Origin of the sequence: Aquitalea magnusonii, from assembly GCF_003202035.1 — a bacterium.
GTDB lineage: Bacteria > Pseudomonadota > Gammaproteobacteria > Burkholderiales > Chromobacteriaceae > Aquitalea > Aquitalea magnusonii.
Window position 1 is genome coordinate 23,671 of record NZ_QJKC01000027.1, and the last position, 17,191, is coordinate 40,861.

At 63.5% G+C, this 17,191-nt stretch carries 15 protein-coding genes; 7 read left to right on the forward strand and 8 right to left on the reverse strand.

What is annotated here, in order from left to right; translation table 11 throughout:
• Positions 1 to 5 precede the first annotated feature (5 nt).
• The 5 genes from acpP (at position 6) to DFR38_RS19235 (ending at position 4,987) form a co-directional block, all read left to right on the forward strand.
• Positions 6 to 245 (forward strand): acyl carrier protein, encoded by a 240-nt coding sequence (gene acpP, locus DFR38_RS19215; RefSeq protein WP_019103041.1) that lies wholly within the window; start codon positions 6 to 8, stop codon positions 243 to 245.
• Between the two features lie 164 nt (positions 246 to 409).
• On the forward strand, positions 410 to 1,651 hold the full coding sequence (gene fabF / locus DFR38_RS19220) for a beta-ketoacyl-ACP synthase II (protein WP_059287464.1): 1,242 nt from the start codon (positions 410 to 412) through the stop codon (positions 1,649 to 1,651).
• A 128-nt stretch (positions 1,652 to 1,779) separates the two neighbouring features.
• Positions 1,780 to 3,072 (forward strand): aminodeoxychorismate synthase component I, encoded by a 1,293-nt coding sequence (locus tag DFR38_RS19225; protein WP_110313798.1) that lies wholly within the window; start codon positions 1,780 to 1,782, stop codon positions 3,070 to 3,072.
• On the forward strand, positions 3,072 to 3,887 hold the full coding sequence (gene pabC / locus DFR38_RS19230; RefSeq protein ID WP_110313799.1) for an aminodeoxychorismate lyase: 816 nt from the start codon (positions 3,072 to 3,074) through the stop codon (positions 3,885 to 3,887). Before DFR38_RS19225 ends, pabC begins: the two co-directional genes overlap by 1 nt.
• A gap of 224 nt (positions 3,888 to 4,111) precedes the next feature.
• Positions 4,112 to 4,987, forward strand: coding sequence for an EAL domain-containing protein (locus DFR38_RS19235; RefSeq protein ID WP_082693787.1), 876 nt, complete (start codon positions 4,112 to 4,114; stop codon positions 4,985 to 4,987).
• 27 nt (positions 4,988 to 5,014) lie between these two features.
• Here the strand turns inward: DFR38_RS19235 and DFR38_RS19240 are convergent, their stop codons facing one another.
• Positions 5,015 to 5,305: a DUF4936 family protein gene (locus tag DFR38_RS19240; protein ID WP_059287542.1), complete on the reverse strand. Its 291-nt coding sequence runs from the start codon at positions 5,303 to 5,305 to the stop codon at positions 5,015 to 5,017.
• A gap of 119 nt (positions 5,306 to 5,424) precedes the next feature.
• On the opposite strand from DFR38_RS19240, the gene DFR38_RS19245 reads away from it, so the two are divergent.
• Positions 5,425 to 6,315 carry a prephenate dehydrogenase gene (locus tag DFR38_RS19245; RefSeq protein ID WP_059287541.1) on the forward strand — a complete coding sequence of 297 codons (891 nt, stop codon included), beginning with the start codon at positions 5,425 to 5,427 and terminating at the stop codon, positions 6,313 to 6,315.
• A complete protein-coding gene (locus DFR38_RS19250; protein ID WP_110313800.1) occupies positions 6,312 to 7,058 on the forward strand; it encodes an SDR family oxidoreductase in 747 nt (248 codons plus the stop codon). Before DFR38_RS19245 ends, DFR38_RS19250 begins: the two co-directional genes overlap by 4 nt.
• Here DFR38_RS19250 and DFR38_RS19255 read toward each other — a convergent pair whose 3' ends face one another.
• The 7 genes from DFR38_RS19255 to DFR38_RS19280 all read right to left on the reverse strand — a co-directional run.
• The gene (locus DFR38_RS19255; RefSeq protein WP_110313801.1) at positions 7,059 to 10,295 is read right to left on the reverse strand and encodes an ImcF-related family protein; all 3,237 of its coding nucleotides are present in this window, start codon (positions 10,293 to 10,295) and stop codon (positions 7,059 to 7,061) included.
• A gap of 39 nt (positions 10,296 to 10,334) precedes the next feature.
• Positions 10,335 to 10,622 (reverse strand): PAAR domain-containing protein, encoded by a 288-nt coding sequence (locus DFR38_RS21135; RefSeq protein ID WP_146216023.1) that lies wholly within the window; start codon positions 10,620 to 10,622, stop codon positions 10,335 to 10,337.
• Complete coding sequence (locus tag DFR38_RS19260; RefSeq protein ID WP_110313802.1) at positions 10,619 to 11,770, reverse strand: hypothetical protein; 1,152 nt, start codon at positions 11,768 to 11,770, stop codon at positions 10,619 to 10,621. The genes DFR38_RS21135 and DFR38_RS19260 overlap by 4 nt, the downstream gene beginning before the upstream one ends.
• The gene (locus DFR38_RS19265; RefSeq protein WP_110313803.1) at positions 11,760 to 13,175 is read right to left on the reverse strand and encodes an SEL1-like repeat protein; all 1,416 of its coding nucleotides are present in this window, start codon (positions 13,173 to 13,175) and stop codon (positions 11,760 to 11,762) included. Before DFR38_RS19265 ends, DFR38_RS19260 begins: the two co-directional genes overlap by 11 nt.
• Positions 13,172 to 14,524 carry an SEL1-like repeat protein gene (locus DFR38_RS19270; RefSeq protein ID WP_110313804.1) on the reverse strand — a complete coding sequence of 451 codons (1,353 nt, stop codon included), beginning with the start codon at positions 14,522 to 14,524 and terminating at the stop codon, positions 13,172 to 13,174. The genes DFR38_RS19265 and DFR38_RS19270 overlap by 4 nt, the downstream gene beginning before the upstream one ends.
• On the reverse strand, positions 14,517 to 16,526 hold the full coding sequence (locus DFR38_RS19275) for a phospholipase D-like domain-containing protein (protein WP_110313805.1): 2,010 nt from the start codon (positions 16,524 to 16,526) through the stop codon (positions 14,517 to 14,519). Before DFR38_RS19275 ends, DFR38_RS19270 begins: the two co-directional genes overlap by 8 nt.
• Positions 16,523 to 17,191, reverse strand: a 669-nt coding sequence (locus tag DFR38_RS19280) for a DUF2345 domain-containing protein (RefSeq protein ID WP_146216024.1), incomplete at its 5' end; no start/stop codon positions are given. The genes DFR38_RS19275 and DFR38_RS19280, both read right to left, overlap by 4 nt.

Here is a 17,191-nt window from a genome sequence, read left to right on the forward strand (position 1 = left end):
GACAAATGGAAAACATCGAAGCGCGCGTTAAAAAGATCGTTGCCGAACAACTGGGCGTAAACGAAGCTGAAGTCAAGATCGAATCGTCCTTCGTTGATGATCTGGGCGCTGACTCCCTCGACACCGTTGAGCTGGTCATGGCTCTGGAAGAAGAGTTCGAGTGCGAAATCCCGGACGAAGAAGCTGAAAAGATCACCACTGTTCAGCAAGCCGTGGATTACGTTACCGCCCACCTGAACAAGTAATATTTTCAGGCCTGTACAGGACCTCTGCGCGGTGCGGCCTTGGCTCGCCAGCAGAGGTTCTTTTGTTATAGAGGATTCCAAACGCCCGTTTGATTGTAATAATGATCAAACAGACCTTGTGGGATCATCGGGAGACTGCCTCCCACCTCTCACGGAGATTCTTCGTGTCCAAACGCAGAGTTGTAGTAACCGGTCTGGGACACATTTCCCCGGTCGGCAATGATGTCGCCACCGGCTGGGCCAATCTGCTGGCCGGCAAGAGCGGCATCGGCAAAGTGACCCGTTTTGATGCCAGCGAGCTCAATTGCCAGATCGCCGGCGAAGTCAAGGACTTCGACATCAGCGCGTACATCTCGCCCAAGGAAGCCCGTCGCTCCGACCTGTTCATCCACTACGGCATTGCAGCGGCGCTGCAGGCGGTGGCTGATGCCGGTCTGGACGATGTTGCCGATCTGGACAAGACCCGCGTTGGCGTCAACATCGGTTCCGGTATCGGCGGCCTGCCGCTGATCGAGGAAACCGGTGTGGCGGTACAGCTGGGCGGTGCCCGCAAGATCGGCCCCTTCTTCATTCCCGGTTCGCTGATCAACCTGATCGCCGGCCACGTGTCCATCCTGAAGGGCTATCAGGGCCCGTCGTATGGCATCGTGTCGGCCTGCACCACCGGTGCGCATTGCATCGGCGATGCCGCCCGGATGATCCAGTATGGCGACGCCGACGTAATGGTGGCTGGTGGTGCCGAAGGTGCCATCTCCAAGCTGGGCATGGGCGGTTTTGCCGCCATGAAGGCACTGTCCACCCGCAATGACGATCCGGAAACCGCGTCCCGTCCCTGGGACAAGGGCCGCGACGGCTTTGTGATGGGCGAAGGTGCCGGCGTGCTGGTGCTGGAAGAATACGAGCACGCGGTCAAGCGCGGCGCGCGTATCTATGCCGAGCTGATCGGCTTCGGCATGAGCTCGGATGCCCACCACATCACCGCCCCCAGTGCGGAAGGCCCGGCCCGCGGCGTGCAAAACGCACTGCGCGATGCCCGGATCAATCCGGACCAGGTGCAGTATGTGAATGCGCACGGCACGTCCACCCCGCTGGGCGACGCCAACGAAACCAATGCGCTGAAGATCGCCTTTGGCGATCATGCCAAGAAGCTGGTGGTGAATTCGACCAAGTCGATGACCGGCCACCTGCTGGGCGGCGCGGGCGGTGTGGAGGCCATTTACTCCATCCTGGCGCTGTACAACCAGGTATCGCCACCCACCATCAACCTGCACGAGCAGGATGTTGAAGGCGGGTGTGACCTGGACTACGTGGCCAATACCGCGCGTGACATGCACATCGATATCGCCATTTCCAACTCGTTTGGCTTTGGTGGTACCAACGGCACCCTGGTATTCAAACGCATGTAATGCCTGGCGCGCCGTACCGCATACTGCGGTGCAGCGCGCAAATGGATTGACAGCCCGAACCGCTGCGATACACTCGCGGCGGTTTTCTTATTTGTGCGGCGCCTTCATGCCGCCTTTCCGGATCTGGCATGTTCACCGAACGACTCGACTTCCTGCCCGACCTGCTGGCCTTGCATGCCGCGCGTCGTGCCGACTTCCCTTTTCTCTTGATGTCCTCCGGCGAACAGGGCTGGGACATGCTGTTTGCTGCCGACAGCACCACCCTTTACCACAGTGGGGAAGGGGAGGCGTTTGTCGAGGCCTTGCGTGCTTTTCAGCCGCAGGCAGTGGACAACCCGCATGGCCTGCCCTTTGTCGGCGGCCATTTCCTCTATCTGGGCTACGACTTGCTGTCGCAGTTTGAAAGCCGGGTTGCCGAGGCGCTGCCGGACAGTTTTCCGCTGGCAGCCCTGGCACGGGTGCCGGCGGCCATTCTGATCAACCGCCGCGAGCACAGCGCGTGGATCGTGGCGGAAACCGCCGCCGACCGGCAGCGGCTGGGCGAGCTGGCGCGCAGCATCCCGGCCTTTGTCGCGCAAGCGGTCAGCCTGCAGGCGCTGGAGGAAGATCCGCCGCACTGGTATACCGACGCCGTGCTGCGGCTGAAGCAATATATCTATGAAGGCGATGTGTTCCAGGTGAACATCTCGCGTGGCTGGCGCGCCGAACTGGCGGCGGAGATTGCAGCACCCGACCTGTTTGCCGCCCTGCGTCGTGCCAACCCGGCGCCGTTTTCCGCACTGGCCGACTTTGGCAGCGCGCAGATTGTCAGCTCCTCGCCGGAGCGCCTGGTACGGGTGCGCGATGGCTGGGCCGATACCCGCCCCATTGCCGGCACCCATCCACGCTCGCCCGACCCCGCCGAAGATGCCGCGCTCAAGCAGCGGCTGATTTCCAGCGTCAAGGAGCGTGCCGAGCATGTGATGCTGATCGACCTGGAGCGCAATGACCTGGGCCGCATCAGCCAGCCCGGCACGGTAGAGGTGAACGAACTGATGGCGGTGGAAAGCTATGCCTATGTCCATCACATCGAATCCAATATCCGTGGCCGGCTGCGGACCGATGTCACGCCACTGGACACCATCCGCGCGCTGTTCCCCGGCGGCACCATCACCGGCTGCCCCAAAGTGCGCACCATGCAGATCATCCGCGAGCTGGAAAACAGCGCCCGCCGCGCCTATACCGGCAGCCTGGGTTATCTCAACCGCGATGGCAGCATGGACCTGAACATCCTGATCCGCACCTTCATGCAGCAAGGGCAGCAGCTGCGCTTCCGTGCCGGTGGCGGCATCGTGGCGGATTCGGACCCGGAACGCGAATTGCAGGAAACCCGCCACAAGGCGCGCGGCCTGCTGCGTGCGCTGGGAGTGGAGCAAGCCTGATGGCCATGCTGATCAACGGCCAGCCCGGCGAACAGATTACCGCACTGGACCGTGGCCTGGCCTATGGCGACGGCATCTACCGCACCATCGAAATCCGCCATGGCCAGCCGCGGCTGTGGGCCTGGCAATACCGGCGGCTGGCTGCCGATGCCAGCCGTTTGAGGCTCCCGGTGCCGGATGCAGCCCTGCTGCTGGATGAAATCGGCCAGCTGGCCGACGGGGTGGTGCAGGGTGTGGCCAAGGTCGTGCTTACCCGTGGTGTGGGCGCGCGCGGCTATGCCATGCCGGCCGACTGTCAGCCCACGCGCATGGTGTCGGTCTCTGCCTGGGCCGGCTATCCGCCAGAACGGGCGCGCGACGGCGTCAATGTGCGCTGGTGTGACACCCGCCTGTCCTGCCAGCCGCTGCTGGCCGGTATCAAACACCTTAACCGGCTGGAAAACGTGCTGGCGCGCTCGGAATGGTCGGACCCGGACATGCACGAAGGTCTGCTGCTGGATCAGCGTGGTTTGCTGATCGAAGCCACCATGAGCAATGTCTATCTGGTGCAAGGCCAGCGCATCCTTACGCCGCGGCTGGACCAGAACGGCGTACAGGGCATGCTGCGCGACTGGCTGTTTGCCCAGGCGCCGCAGCTGGGTTATCAGCTGGAAGAGGCCGACCTTGGCCCGGCCCAGCTATGGCAAGCCGAACAGGTATTCCTGTCCAACAGCCTGATCGGCCTGTGGCCGGTCGCCACGCTTGCCGGGCAGGCTTTGCCGCAAGGCCATCCATGCTGTCTGCAGCTGCAGGCCTTGCTGGCGCAGCAGGATTAACAGCAGCGAGCGGCTCCTGTGCCGGCATTACCCCTCCTTGCCGCTAGCGAGAGCGTGGGCAGACGCTGGGCCGCTGGTGTTTTTTAGATTATTTTTGCATAAAGTTTTCCAATTAAATTATTTCTGGCGCTAAGTGGCCGTCGCTATAGTGGCAGCCACGATGAGGGGGAGCCGTTTCCCCTCCAGAAATAGGGACAGTCCACCGACTGTCCGAGGAGAACAGCATGGTGGCCGTCAGCCTGCTGGAACAGCAAGCCCTTGCCCAGCCTGCGCAACTGGCGCCGATCGAGCGTGATCTGGCACATATCAACCAGTTGTTGAACGCACACCAGTTCGAACAGCATCCACTCAGCCTGCAGAGCGGGCGCGTGCGTGGTCGCCATGAAGAATGGCGCTTCCGCTCGGTATTCCAGCCCATCTATGCGCTGGAAAACGGCAGCACCCGTCTGTGGTCGGTCGAGGCGCTGGCCCGTGTCACGGACAGCTTTGGCGGTCAGCTGATCCCCACCGTACTGTTTGCCGCGGAAACCTCGCCACGCCGTTCGGTGTTTCTCGACCGCCAGCTACGCTGCCTGCACTTGTTCAATTTCCTGCTGCAACACCCAGGACCGGAGCTGATCCTGTCGCTCAATGTGAATGCCCAGCACCTGGTCAATGTCAGCGAAACCCATGGCCAGTTTTTTGCCGAAGTGCTGCAACATCTGCAGATTCCGGCCAGCCAGATCTGCCTGGAAGTGGTGGAGGATGCGGTGAGCGATCCCATGCGGCTGTACGAAGCGGTGCAGCGCTACCGCAGCCTGGGTTTCCGCATCGCGCTGGACGACTTCGGCCAGGGCGCGTCCAATCTGGAGCGGGTATGGCTGCTGGAGCCGGACTACGTCAAGCTGGACAAGGTCTTGATGCGCCATGCGCTGATGCGTCCCGGTGTGCGCGACAAGCTGGCGCGGCTGGTGGACATCCTGCATCTGCACGGCGCCAAGGTGGTGGGTGAAGGCATCGAAAGCGCCATGCAGCTGGATATCGCCCGCGCCGCCGGTTGTGACTTCGTGCAGGGCTTTCATCTGGCCCGCCCCGCCGAGCAGCTCACCCTGCCGCTCTAGCCGCGCGTCACCATCCACGCCGCCTGATCACTCCAGCGGCTGAAAGCATTCCAGATGACGCGGCGGCATCTGCGCCGCATCGACAAAACAAGCCAGCGCCTGCTGCATCTGCTGGCGGAAGCACGCCACATCTTCCACTCCCTGATACACCTCCATCCAGGTCTGTAGCGGTGCCTCTGCCGCCTCGTCGGCGCGGCGCAGCAAGCTGGCACGGATGCCCTCCACCGCCAGCGCGGCCTGCATCCGGCGCAGTGCCGGCAATAACTGGCGGCCACTGGCCGGTTCAATCTTGAAATAGACATACACGGTGCAGGACATCGCCGGCTCCTTCTATGGTTTGCAGGCTTGGCGCGGGCGCAAAATCGCTTATCATAGCTCTTTCGCCCGCCGCAGGTGGGGCAGGGCCAGATGGTAACAGGGCAGGAAAGGGGAGTCAGGTGCAGCAGGGTATTACCACCTTGGTGGTGGTCGGGGTCGGGCTGATCGGTGGATCATTTGCGCTGTCGCTGAAACGGGCGGGCAAGGTGCAGCATGTGATCGGCGTAGGCCGGACGCTGGACAACCTGACCCGCGCGCTGGAGCTGGGCGTGGTGGATGAAATCAGCCAGGACCTGGCCGCGGTGGCCGGCCGTGCCGACATGGTCTTGCTGGCCTGCCCGGTGGGGCAGATGGGGCGCATGATGCAGGCCATGGCCCCGCATTTGCCGCCACATGCCATCGTGACCGATGCCGGCAGTACCAAGGGCGATGTCGCACAGCTGTTTGCCCAATACCTGCCGCAGCAGCTGGCCTGCTGCGTGCCGGCCCATCCCATTGCCGGCTCCGAGCTGTCCGGCGCGGCGGCCGCCCAGTATGGCCTGTACGAAAAACGCAAGGTGGTACTCACCCCCTTGCCGGAAACCGGCAGCGATGCCTGCGCTACGGTGGCCGCGCTATGGCAGGCCTGTGGCGCGGTGATCCATCGCATGAGCCCGGCCGAACACGACAGCGTGTTTGCCACGGTCAGCCACCTGCCGCACCTGCTGGCCTTTGCCTATGTCGGCATGGTGGCGGGCAAGCCCGATGCCGGGCGCTGCTTTGATTTTGCCGCCACCGGCTTTCGCGATTTCACCCGCATTGCCGGCAGTCACCCGGAAATGTGGAAGGACATCACCCTGGCCAACCGCTCGGCCTTGCTGGACGAGCTGGAGCGCTATCGCCTGGCGCTGGCGGCACTCACCGCGCAGGTGGCCGCCAGCGATGAAGCCGGCCTGGCCGCTACCTTCGACACCGCCCGCACTGCCCGCGTGGGCTGGTATCAGCGCTTTCTGCGCGAAGGACAGACATGAGCCAGACCCTGCTGATTACCGGCGCGTCCCGTGGCATCGGTGCGGCTACCGCGCTGCAGGCCGCCAGTGCCGGCTGGCAGGTGGCGGTGAATTACCGGCAGGACGAGGCGGCCGCGCAGCAGGTGGTGGCCGCCATCCGCGCCCAGGGCGGCGCAGCCGCGGCCTTTCCGGCTGATGTGTCGGACGAGGCGCAGATCATCCAGCTGTTTGCCGCCGTGGCCGCCCGCTTTGGCCGCATCGACGGCCTGGTCAACAATGCCGGCGCCACCGCGCCGCTGGCGCGGCTGGACAGTTTCAGTGCCGAACGCATCCAGCGCATGTTGCTGCTGAATGTGGCGGGGCCGATGCTGTGCTGCCGCGAGGCGGTGCGCCGCATGTCCACCCGCCACGGCGGGCGTGGCGGCATCATCGTCAATGTGTCTTCGGCGGCATCGCGGCTTGGTGCGGCTGGCGAATATATCGATTACGCCGCCAGCAAGGGGGCCATCGACACCCTCACGCTGGGGCTGGCACGCGAAGTGGCCGGCGAAGGCATCCGCGTCAATGCCGTGCGCCCCGGCCTGATTGAAACCGGCATCCATGCCATCAGCGGCGAACCCGGCCGGGTGGCGCGGCTTTCCTCCAGCGTTCCCATGCAGCGCGGCGGCCAGCCGCAGGAGGTGGCCGCCGCCATCGTCTGGCTGCTGTCCGATGCCGCCAGCTTTTGCACCGGCAGCATTCTGGATGTGTCCGGCGGACGCTGATCAGTGCGACGCCACCGGCTTCGCTGCTGCTGTTGGCGGGCCGGGCACGACAAATACCCGGCCCGGTAGTTTGAACTGGCGCAGCTTGAGCAGGGCCAGCGGGCCTTCTCCCGTGGTGGTGCGCAGGATATAGCGCGCCGTCAGTCCGTCAGGCAGGGCAATGTCCAGCTGGTAGCGTGCCGGGTCCAGTTGTTCCACCCGCGCCTGCTCCAGCAAGCGGATCAAGCCCCAGCGTCCGTTAAAGTCGAGCGCCTGGCGGGTGCCACTCTGTTGCGATTCCCATAACAGCCGGGCCCCAGCCTGTTGACCATCCCCTGGCCAGTGCAGCGGGCTCCAGCTTTCCCGCTGATTGAAATAAGACAGGCTCTGGCCATCGAATTCCAGCGTGGTGCGCACCAGTCCGGGCATGGCAATCGGCTTCAGTTCAAAGGCATAGCTGGGGCTGCCCGGCGTATCCCAGCGGCTGGCCAGGCGGCTGAGTGTATTGATGGCATTGAGAAAGTCCGCATCGAATGGCGCCATATTGCTGAGGGTGGGATTGGGTAGCCACTGGTCGCCTTCTTGCACCAGTGCGCCAGCCAGGCTATTGGCCAGAAAGCTGGCAATGCTGCCTTGTTCCGGGGCCAGGTAGCGTCCCAGTGCGGGCAGGGAGGCTTCCTGTTCGCCGCGGCTGAAGGGGAAGCGGCCATTCATTTCGCTGCCCCAGGGCAGCAGGATGCTGCGCCGCCATAGATCGTTCAGTTCGGCGGCGGCGGGCAGGATCACCACGCTGCCGGCATTGTCCAGCGGGCTGACAAACAATTGCTGGGCAAATCCGGCCCATTGCGCCCCCAGGCTGGCCGCCAGCAGCGCCGCGTATTGCTGGCCGTCGCTGAGCGGATTCTGCTGCCCCTTGAACAGGGTTTGCGCCAGCTGGCGGGCTGCCGCATCCGGATTGGCGGCATTGGCCAGTTGCTGCAGTTTCAGCCGTACGGCGCTGACGCTGTCGAGATAGCGGGCCAGACTCACCGTGCTGTGCACCGCGCCTGCCGTACCCTCGTTTTCGGCACCTGTCAGCAGCAAGAGCGGGCCAAAGGCGCGGGCCAAGGGATCATCCTGTCCCAGACCGCTGGGGGCCGGGCTTTTCTTGTCGGCTTTGCCCACCAGTTGCCGGGTTTTGTCCAGCAGATTGCTGGCCAGCGATTGTTGCGCCGCCCCGGCCTGGCCCTGGTATTGCAGCAGCGTCATCACGGCCTGCAAGGGCGAGCGTTGCGGGTCGCTCAAGACACTCAGCTGCTCCACCGAGGCGGATAGCGAGGAGGTATTCTGCCAGCGCAAGCCATTCAGATAGCGCTGCCAGGCACTGGCGTAATCGGCGAAATAGCGTTGCAGCAACTTGGCCTTGAGCGCCGCGCCGTCGCTGCGCGCCGCTTCGGCACCCAGCACCCACAAGGCTTCGCCCCCCTGTTTGGGATCGGCCTTGTCGATGGCCTCGCGCACATAGCCTTCCCAGGCTTCGCGGGTATATTCGCCAGGCAGGCTGCCGGGCAAGACAAACAGGCCGCGGCTATCCACCCCTGGCAGCAGGCTGGCTGCGCTGCGCGCAGGATACTTGGCGGCGGCGGTTTCCATCAGCTTGCGATACAGCGCCGCATCACCATGTTCCACCCCGTCCAGCGACAGCAGCGTCTGCCGGGCTGATTCCACCAGCCCGGCATCGGCCGGCAGGCGCCAGCCCGGCAGTGCCGCCAGGTGGCTGCTGTAAAAGCGCAGGATCTGCGCGCGTGGCCCGCTGGCCTGGCCTGCGGCCTGCAGCAGCTGTGCGGTAAGGAAGCCCGGCTCGGTACGGGCCGGCTGGTCCAGCATCAGATAGGCTTTCAGGCTGGCATAGGCTTGCTGCTGTGCCGGTTCGCGCGCGGCATCTTCCCCGGATAAGGGCAGGCCATTCAGCGCCTGCAATACTTGCTGCATATTGCGCTGCACTGGCTGCACAACCCAGCGTTGCGCTGCCCGGCCATAGCCGGCCAGCAGGCGTGGCTCTATGGCCGCAGCCTGATCCAGTCCCAGCCGCAGCCAGCCGTTCTGCTGCTGTGCCTGTTGCAGAGCCTGGATATCCTCCTGCAGCGCCAGCAAGGCCGGGATGGCGCGCTGGACGGTAGCGGCTTGCTGCAGCGCCTGCAGGTGTTGCGTGGCATTGGCCAGGCGGTGTTGCTGCTGCACGAATACCAGCAGCATGCTCAATAACAGGCCCAGGCCAAGCACTGCGCATAGCCAGCCCAGCGCATCACCCGGCGACAGCCGGTGGCGGCGCGCTGTCTGCTCGCGCAGCAGCTGTGCCAGCTGGCCGGGCAGGCGGGTGGCCTGCCCGGCAACCCAACTCAGCCCGCTCAGCTTTTGCCCGGGCGGCAGGTGGCGGCTGATCTCGGCCAGCTGCTGCGCCAGCTGCTCAAGCACCCTGGGCTGGCCCAAGGCTTCGGACAAGCGCAAGCGTGCGGTGTCCGCCGGGGACTGCAAGACATCGGCCTGGCCCTCTACCGCCAGTTGCCAGGCCAACTGCTGCAGCTGGCGGGTGGTGGTGGCCGCCTGGCTGGCATCGTCCAGTTCCAGCACTACACCGGCCTCCGGGACCGGCCAGCCACTCAGGGCCAGGCCGAGCGGCAAGCGCCACCCGCTGCGCCGGTTGAAGTCGAGCAAGCGCTGCAAGGCCGCATCGCCAACCTTGGGCAGCGCCTGGCCGCATTGCATGACCAGCGCATCCAGCGGCTGCCGCCAGCGGCCACGCAAGCTACGCAGCTCAGGCAAGGGAATATTGTCCGGCACGGCGATGAACAAGGCCGCGCTGGTTTCTGCGCTTTCCTGTGCCCGCTCATCTACGGTTTGTGCTGGGTCCGTGGCAGGGGCAAGAATGGCGATCCAGGGCTTTTTCTTGCTCGCGCCCGCGCCATAGCGGGCGAGTATCCGCGCGCGGAAACCGGCCAGGCTGCCTTCTGCCGCTTGGCCTGCTGTGTCCCGCTGGCGATCGGCCATGGCTGATTCGGCGGCGCGCAAACGCCAACCATGCCACCAGTAGGCCAGGGCCAAGCCGAGCATGGCGATGAGCAGTAGCAACACACTGGCGATCACCCGATCATTGCGTTGCGCATAAAATCCGGCCAGATAGAGGCCAAGCATGAGGCTGATGGTCAGTAGCAGCAGGGCCAGGGCGGCCGTTATCCAGCCATAGCCCGGAGAGGGCACTGCAACAGTGTTGTCTGCCATATCGGTTAATCCTTGTGCATCGGTAAGAAGTCTGGGGGGCTAATCAACTTGCCAGCTGGTGGTGGAGTGCAGCAGGCGCGGCGGAACCGGGCAATTACAGATCACTACATCGTTGTTCAAGGCAATGATGTAGCCCTGCAGATCACCCACTCCGCCACGCGGCCCGTCTGCCACGATCTTCCCGACCTTGCCACAGCGAAAACACCTGGCTTTGGCACCCACAAAACTGACCCCTATCCCCTCGAGTACAGGACCATTCGGAATGGCTTCCAGCACTTCTCCTCCTCCGGTTAAGGCATCGTGTTGACGGATGGCATAACGACTCATGTGTTTTCTCCTTGGTGAAGGGGAGCTGGCGGCACTACCACCCCGGCCCATGCGTGCTGCGCTGTCTGGACATGCCAGCCAACGGGCTGTCCTGTTGCATCCGCCCGGTCCAGTGCGCTCAGCAATAAAATCCAGGGGATTGATGGGCCGGCATCGCCCCAGTACTCGGCTATCTTCAATGGCTTAGCCACCCATTCCGCCTCTGCCGCACAGTCCACCGGCTGCGCGGCAAACTGGATAAAGACCGGAGCCCGTTCTAATGCGGCGTTGTGCTGTGCCCGGCGCAAATCGGCACTGCCACGAATTTGTACCGGGCGGTACAGCGCGCTGGCTGCAGCAGAGGGGCGCTCCAGGCACAAGACAAACCCTGCCTCGGCAGAGGGCGTGGCTGATACGCTGTTTGTCGCCGCATCAGGCAGATGGATGCCAGCCAGCATGACCAGGGCGTGGCGGCCGGTCTCGTCATGCAGGCTATCAATCCAGCGATCCAGATCTTCGATGTCCTGGATGGGGCGGGCCATTTCCGGGCAAGCAATCCCTTGTTCCTGCAAGGTGAGACGAAACACCTGCCACGCGCGGTCACTGCCCAGCCAGGCGACTGCCTCAGGCCGCCGGGTACCGGGCCAACTCTTGGCCAGGCGGGTAGCCAGCGCGATAGCAAGTTGTTCCGCACGCCTGGCAAGATCGCTTTCGCTGCCCGCCAGGTCTGGAATGCGCCACTCGCCGAATGTTGCGGTGGGCAGGGGCAGGGTCGCTGCGTCTTGTACCAGTTGCTGGCGGTCATCCTCTGTCAGGCAGGCCGGCCCCAGCAGCAGGGAGTGAAAGACTGCCGCCCCCTCCTGCATGCGGCGTTGCTGCCAGTCATGCTGCGCAGCCAGCTTGCGGTTGTGCCAGGATACCCGCATGGTCATCAGGCTGAACCCGGCCAGCACGCTTGCAAACAAGGCGCAGCCAGCGGCAAGGCCAAAGCCCAGCGCATGGGTCCAGAAGGTGAGGGAAGACACCGTCCTGTCCGCCGCATTGGCGTAATACAGCAGCCCCCAGCCCAGGTTGATTGCCAGGCAGAGCAGCAGCAAGCCCAGCAGCAGCCACCAGCGCGGCAGGGTGGGATAGCGGAACTGTGGCAAAGGGCGATCATCATTGATCATCGATCCACTCCCGATATGGTCTCGAGGGAAAGTCAGCGGCGGCCCTGTCACCGGCTGCAGCCGCTGTACATAAGTGCGCCAGCGTTGCCATGGCAATCGGGTCGTGCCTGGCGTGGGGTGGCAGGATGTCACCCTGCAAAAAAATGCGCACCACGCGGTTGGCGCGCAGCTCGGGGTCCTGCCCCTGCACGCTGTCCGGCGGAAACCGCAGTTGCCAGTGGCCGCTTTGCGGGCAGGGTTCGCCGCTGCTACACAAGGTGCCGATGGGCAGCGCATCCGGGCTGGGCGGCGCGGCGGCTTGTTGGGCAGCGGCTTGGGCGGCCTGGGCTTTTTGTGCGGCTTGTGCCTTGGGGTCGGGTCGGCCGGTGGCCGGGTCCAGCGCCTTGGCTGCGGCCAGTTCGCGGATGCGTTGTTCTGGCGGCAGCGGTGGCGGGATGTTGGCTTCAAAGTCGCGCAGCCACTGGAATTTGCCATCCCATGGCGGCAGCGGTGCGGGCGGCAGGGGAACGATGCTGTCCAGTTCGGGGACTTTGGGGTTGGCCCAGGTGTAGTCGGTCAGGGTATCGCTGATGAGGGTGTATCGGCGCTTCCGCTCCGCATCGGGTTTAAAACCAAGGTCGCGCGAGGCCTCCCATTTGGCTTGATCCCCGGTATAAGGCTGGCCAAAGCCCTTGGCCAAATAGTATGGCCCCATTTCATCACCGGCTTTGCTGGCCTGGATAAAAGCCTGTATCGCATCGGCATTGTTTTCGCCTTGCGCATAAACACCATAAGTAATGGCCGCCTTGGCATGACCTTGCTCGCCCGCGCATTTCAGCATTTGCAGCGCAATCGCAAACGTAAGCGGATTAGAAATCGACATGCGGTAAAACTTGTCGCCGATCAGATACTGCGCCTCCGGGCTGCCCAGGTCGGCGGCCTTGCGGTAGTAGCGGTTGGCCAGCGCCGGGTCTTGCTTGACGCCATAGCCTGCTTCCAGATAACGGCCCATATCGTAATAGCCACCGGGGATGCCTCTGCGGATCAGGTCTTCGGTCAGGTCCAGCGTCTCCTTGACCGGATCAGCGCTCATGGCGGTGCCGCGGCCTATCATCTCGCGCAGGTCGAGATTGGCCTGGTCATGGCCGTAGGCGGTGGCAATGCGGTACAGCCGTTCCATCACCGGGTGGACCATCGGGTCTTGCTGGATGATGTTGTTGCGGCGCAGCCAGCGGGCATGGCGGTAGAGCTGGTCGGCCTCGGGATCCAGCGCCGGCAGGCGGGTTTTCTCGTAGGCGCAAGTAAAGGCGAGTTGGGTATTGACGTCGTTGAGGGCGGGCAGATGACGCTCCCCGGCATTGCAAGCCTCCAGCGCCAGCAGCAGCCACAGTCCCGCCAGCCCAGGTCGATGGATGGGGTGCTTCATTGCAAATAGCCCACCAGTTGCCACTGCACCGCTACGCTACGCTGTTCGTAGCCGCGCCAGCGCTGCAATAGCCTGGGGTAGTCGGCCCGGTGCGGTGGGAAGATGTTACCCTGCAAAAAAATGCGCACCACGCGGTTGGCGCGTAGCTCGGGGTCCTGCCCCTGCACGCTGTCTGGCGGAAACCGCAGTTGCCAGTGGCCGGTTTGTGGGCAGGGCTCGCCGCTGCTACATAAGGTGCCGATGGGCAGCGCGTCCGGGCTGGGCGGCGCGGCGGCTTGCGCGGCCTGGGCTTTTTGCGCGGCTTGCGCCTTGGGGTCGGGGCGGCCGGTGGCCGGGTCCAGCGCCTTGGCTGCGGCCAGTTCGCGGATACGCTGTTCTGTGGGCAGCGGTGGCGGGACGTTGGCCTCAAAATCTTTCAGCCACTGGATCTTGCCATCCCATGGCGGCAAGGGTGCGGGTGGCAGGGGGACGATGCTGTCCAACTCGGGGACCTTGGGGTTGGCCCAGGTGTAGTTATTTAATACGGTGCCGATCAGATCATAGCGGCGTACACGTTCTGGGTCGGGTTTGAAGCCGAGGTCAGAATATTTCCAAAAGCCATCATGCGTAGGCGGACCAAAAGCTGTGCCTAAGTAGGAAGGTCCCATTTGATCACCTGCTTTACTGGCTTGAATAAAAGCCTGTATCGCATCGGCATTGTTGTTTGAGCCTTGTGCATCGACGCCATAAGTAATGGCCGCCTTGGCATGGCCTTGTTCGCCAGCGCATTTCAGCATTTGCAGTGCAATCGCAAACGTAAGCGGATTAGAAATCGTCATGCGGTAAAACTTGTCGCCGATCAGATACTGCGCCTCCGGGCTACCCAGGTCGGCAGCCTTGCGGTAGTAGCGGTTGGCCAGCGCCGTGTCTTGCTTGACGCCATAGCCTGCTTCCAGATAACGGCCCATATCGTAATAGCCACCGGGGATGCCACGGCGGATCAGGTCTTCGGTCAGGTCCAGCGTCTCCTTGACCGGGTCTGCGCTCATTGCGGTGCCGCGGCCTATCATCTCGCGCAGGTCGAGGTTGGCCCGGTCATGGCCGTAGGCGGTGGCAATGCGGTACAGCCGTTCCATCACCGGGTGGACCATGGGGTCTTGCTGGATGATGTTGTTGCGGCGCAGCCAGCGGGCATGGCGGTAGAGCTGGTCGGCCTCGGGATCCAGCGCGGGCAGGCGGTCTTTTTCGTAGGCACAAGTAAAGGCGAGTTGGGTGTTGACGTCGTTGAGGGCGGGCACATGTCGCTCCTGTGCACCACAGCCGCTCAGCCACAGGGCCAGCAGCAGGGGGGCGATGAGGGGTTTAGTCATGGTTGGTCCGTAGCGGGCTGCTGCGCAGAAACTCGCGTAGCGGGGCGATGGGGGGCTGCTGATGGCTCTCGGCAAATTTATTGGCCTTTAGCAGTTTCTCCCACACTTCAAACGTCACCTTCGACACCTCCTCTTTGCCCATGCTGGGCGGATTCGCGCCTGCGAAGTTGTGGGTATGCCGCCCCCACAGCTGTCGGCGCAAGGCGCGGGTGATGTCGCTGTTGTCGTGCAGGATATTCAGCTCGCTGTCGGATTCCATGCTGCGGCTATTGATATTGGCCGAGCCCAGCGTCATGCAGCAGTCGTTCACCAGCATCAACTTGGCGTGGATGTAAACCTCGGTCCAGCCTTGGGCCGGGGTGTGGGTGACGGTGATGGTCTGGCCGCTGGCCAGGTTGTAGATGCGCCGCATGGTGGCAGGCTGGGCCGGGCCGGAGTCCATGGCTACCAGGGTGCAGATATGCACTTTCAGGCCGGGCTGTTCCACGGCGGGGATGGGCACATCCGGCTTGCTGGCGGCTTCATAAGCTTGTTGGGCGGCTTCCACCTCGCGGGTGGCTTGTTCCACATCCTGGCGGCTGCTGGCCAGTTGCGGGCTGGCCCGGTGAATGAAGCGGGCTTCAGCCAGCCGTTGTTTGGCCTGGCCCAGGCGCGCGGCCTGGTCATCTGCCCGTTCCAGCCGCGCCACGGTCGGAATGGTGTCGGCACGGCCCAGGCTGTCCAGCATGCGGTAGGTGGAGACCGTGCCAGCCCCGATGCCGTCATCGCTGCTATTGGTGATGGCAAACAAGTAGATTGGCGTTTTACGTCCCCGGCACAACTGGCCCTGTGCGGCTTGTTTGATCTTGTCGGCCAGGGGTTGCCAGCGGAAATACTGGTTCTCGATATAGATGTAGGAGGTGACATTGTTCACCATCTGAAAATAGGCGCGCATGATGTCTTTGCGCTGGTACTCCGGCTGGGTACGCAGCAATTGCAGCATGGCCGGTGGATTGGCGCGGTCCAGCCGTGGCAGGTAGTGGCTAAAGCGACCGGCAGGCACGGGCAGGCCGCTGCCGGTTTCCTGCTGCCAGGCTTTGTTGAAGTTGAAAAACAGATCGCCCACTACCTTGCCGGTGACCAGCGCCGAAAAATCCTCGCGCGGGCCGATGATGCCGTTGCGTCCCTGGCGCGGGTCGGCATGGCGCTTGGCGCTATGGGCATTGGTATCCCAATATTCATCCAGCAGGTTATGTCCCATGACAAAGCCGACATGGCGCTGGGCATCGTCATAATCAATCAAGGCCATTTTCTGGTGATGGCTGGGACCAACCGCCAGATAGAGTTGAAACGCCAGCTGCTTATCCATATAGGGCTGGGTGAAGATGTAGTCGCGGCTTGCCTTGTCAAAACCACGGCTGTGAAACACCAGATTGGCCAGCGGGACGTCCGGGTCCGCCGCTTTGAAGCCTTGCAGCTTGCCAGGGCTATTGGGGTTGGCACTGTCCGCATCGCGCTGGCTGGGGTCATAGGTGGTATACCAATAGCGGTCGTAGGCGTACTGTGCCTCGGTTTCAAAACCGGGACGGTCGCCCACCCGCCAGCGGCCCCGCCCCGGATTGGGTGACTCGCCGATCACCGGGGAGGAAACATTGACGCTGGCGCCGAGGGGTTCGGCAGCAAAACACAGCACGCGCACCTTCACCCCCTGTTTGGCCTTGTGCACCAGCAGCTTGCCCAGCTGCGCCGGTACTGGCTCGGGCAGGGTGGGGTATTTGATCATGTCGCTGCCCTTGCGCACCAGGTACATGGACGGCTGAAAGCCCCAGCAGATCAGGCAGATATTGCGCTTGGCCTTGGCGAGGGTGTAATGCAGGGCCGAGAATGCTTCCTCGCCATTCACCAGCATCTGAAAACTGCCAGGGTGGTGGGCGTATTCGGCGTGATCCACAAACCACGGCAGGGTGAGCGTGGCCTGTAGCAGCTCGCGGGTGCAAATGGGAACGGTGGTGCTGCTGCTCATGAGGACGACTCCTCTTGATCAGAATCGGGTTGATCGGCATCAGGCTGGTCGGCAGCGGACTGTGCAGCCCACATCTGTAGCAACTGGGCATATTGCTGTCGAGCATCGTCGGTGCTTTCCACCCGTCCCTCTGGTGGTGCGCTATCCAGCCCCTGCTTGTGCAGCCCGGCATTGGCCAGTTTCCCCTTGGCCGGATCGCGCAGTTCACCCACCAGCGGAATCTGGTATTCGCTGCCATTGGCCAGCGTCAGCGTGTAGTGCTGCACGCCTGGCTCGTGGGTGAGCGGCAGCTGCATGGCCTCATTCATCAGCCCTTGCTGCACGGTGGCGGACCCGGCTTTCAGGGTGTAGGGCATGCCCGCCCATTCACTGCTCTGGCCAAATGGCGATTGCGCCAGCACCAACGGCAACGGCGCCTTCACCTGCGACACCGGGAAATCCGGCAGCCCCACACTCAGTTGCTGCTTGCCGGTGATCGAGAAGCCGCCATATACCGTGGTCTGGCCCAGGGTGCGGATGCCGTCGGCGGTGATGCGCACGGCATTGCCGCCCACGCTGAGCACAATCTCCTCCTGCGCCGCCAGGCTGATCTTCTGCAGGCTGCGCAGCTGCATGTCCTGGCGCGAGGACAGCAGCATGGCGCTGTTCTGTGCCTGGATGTCGAC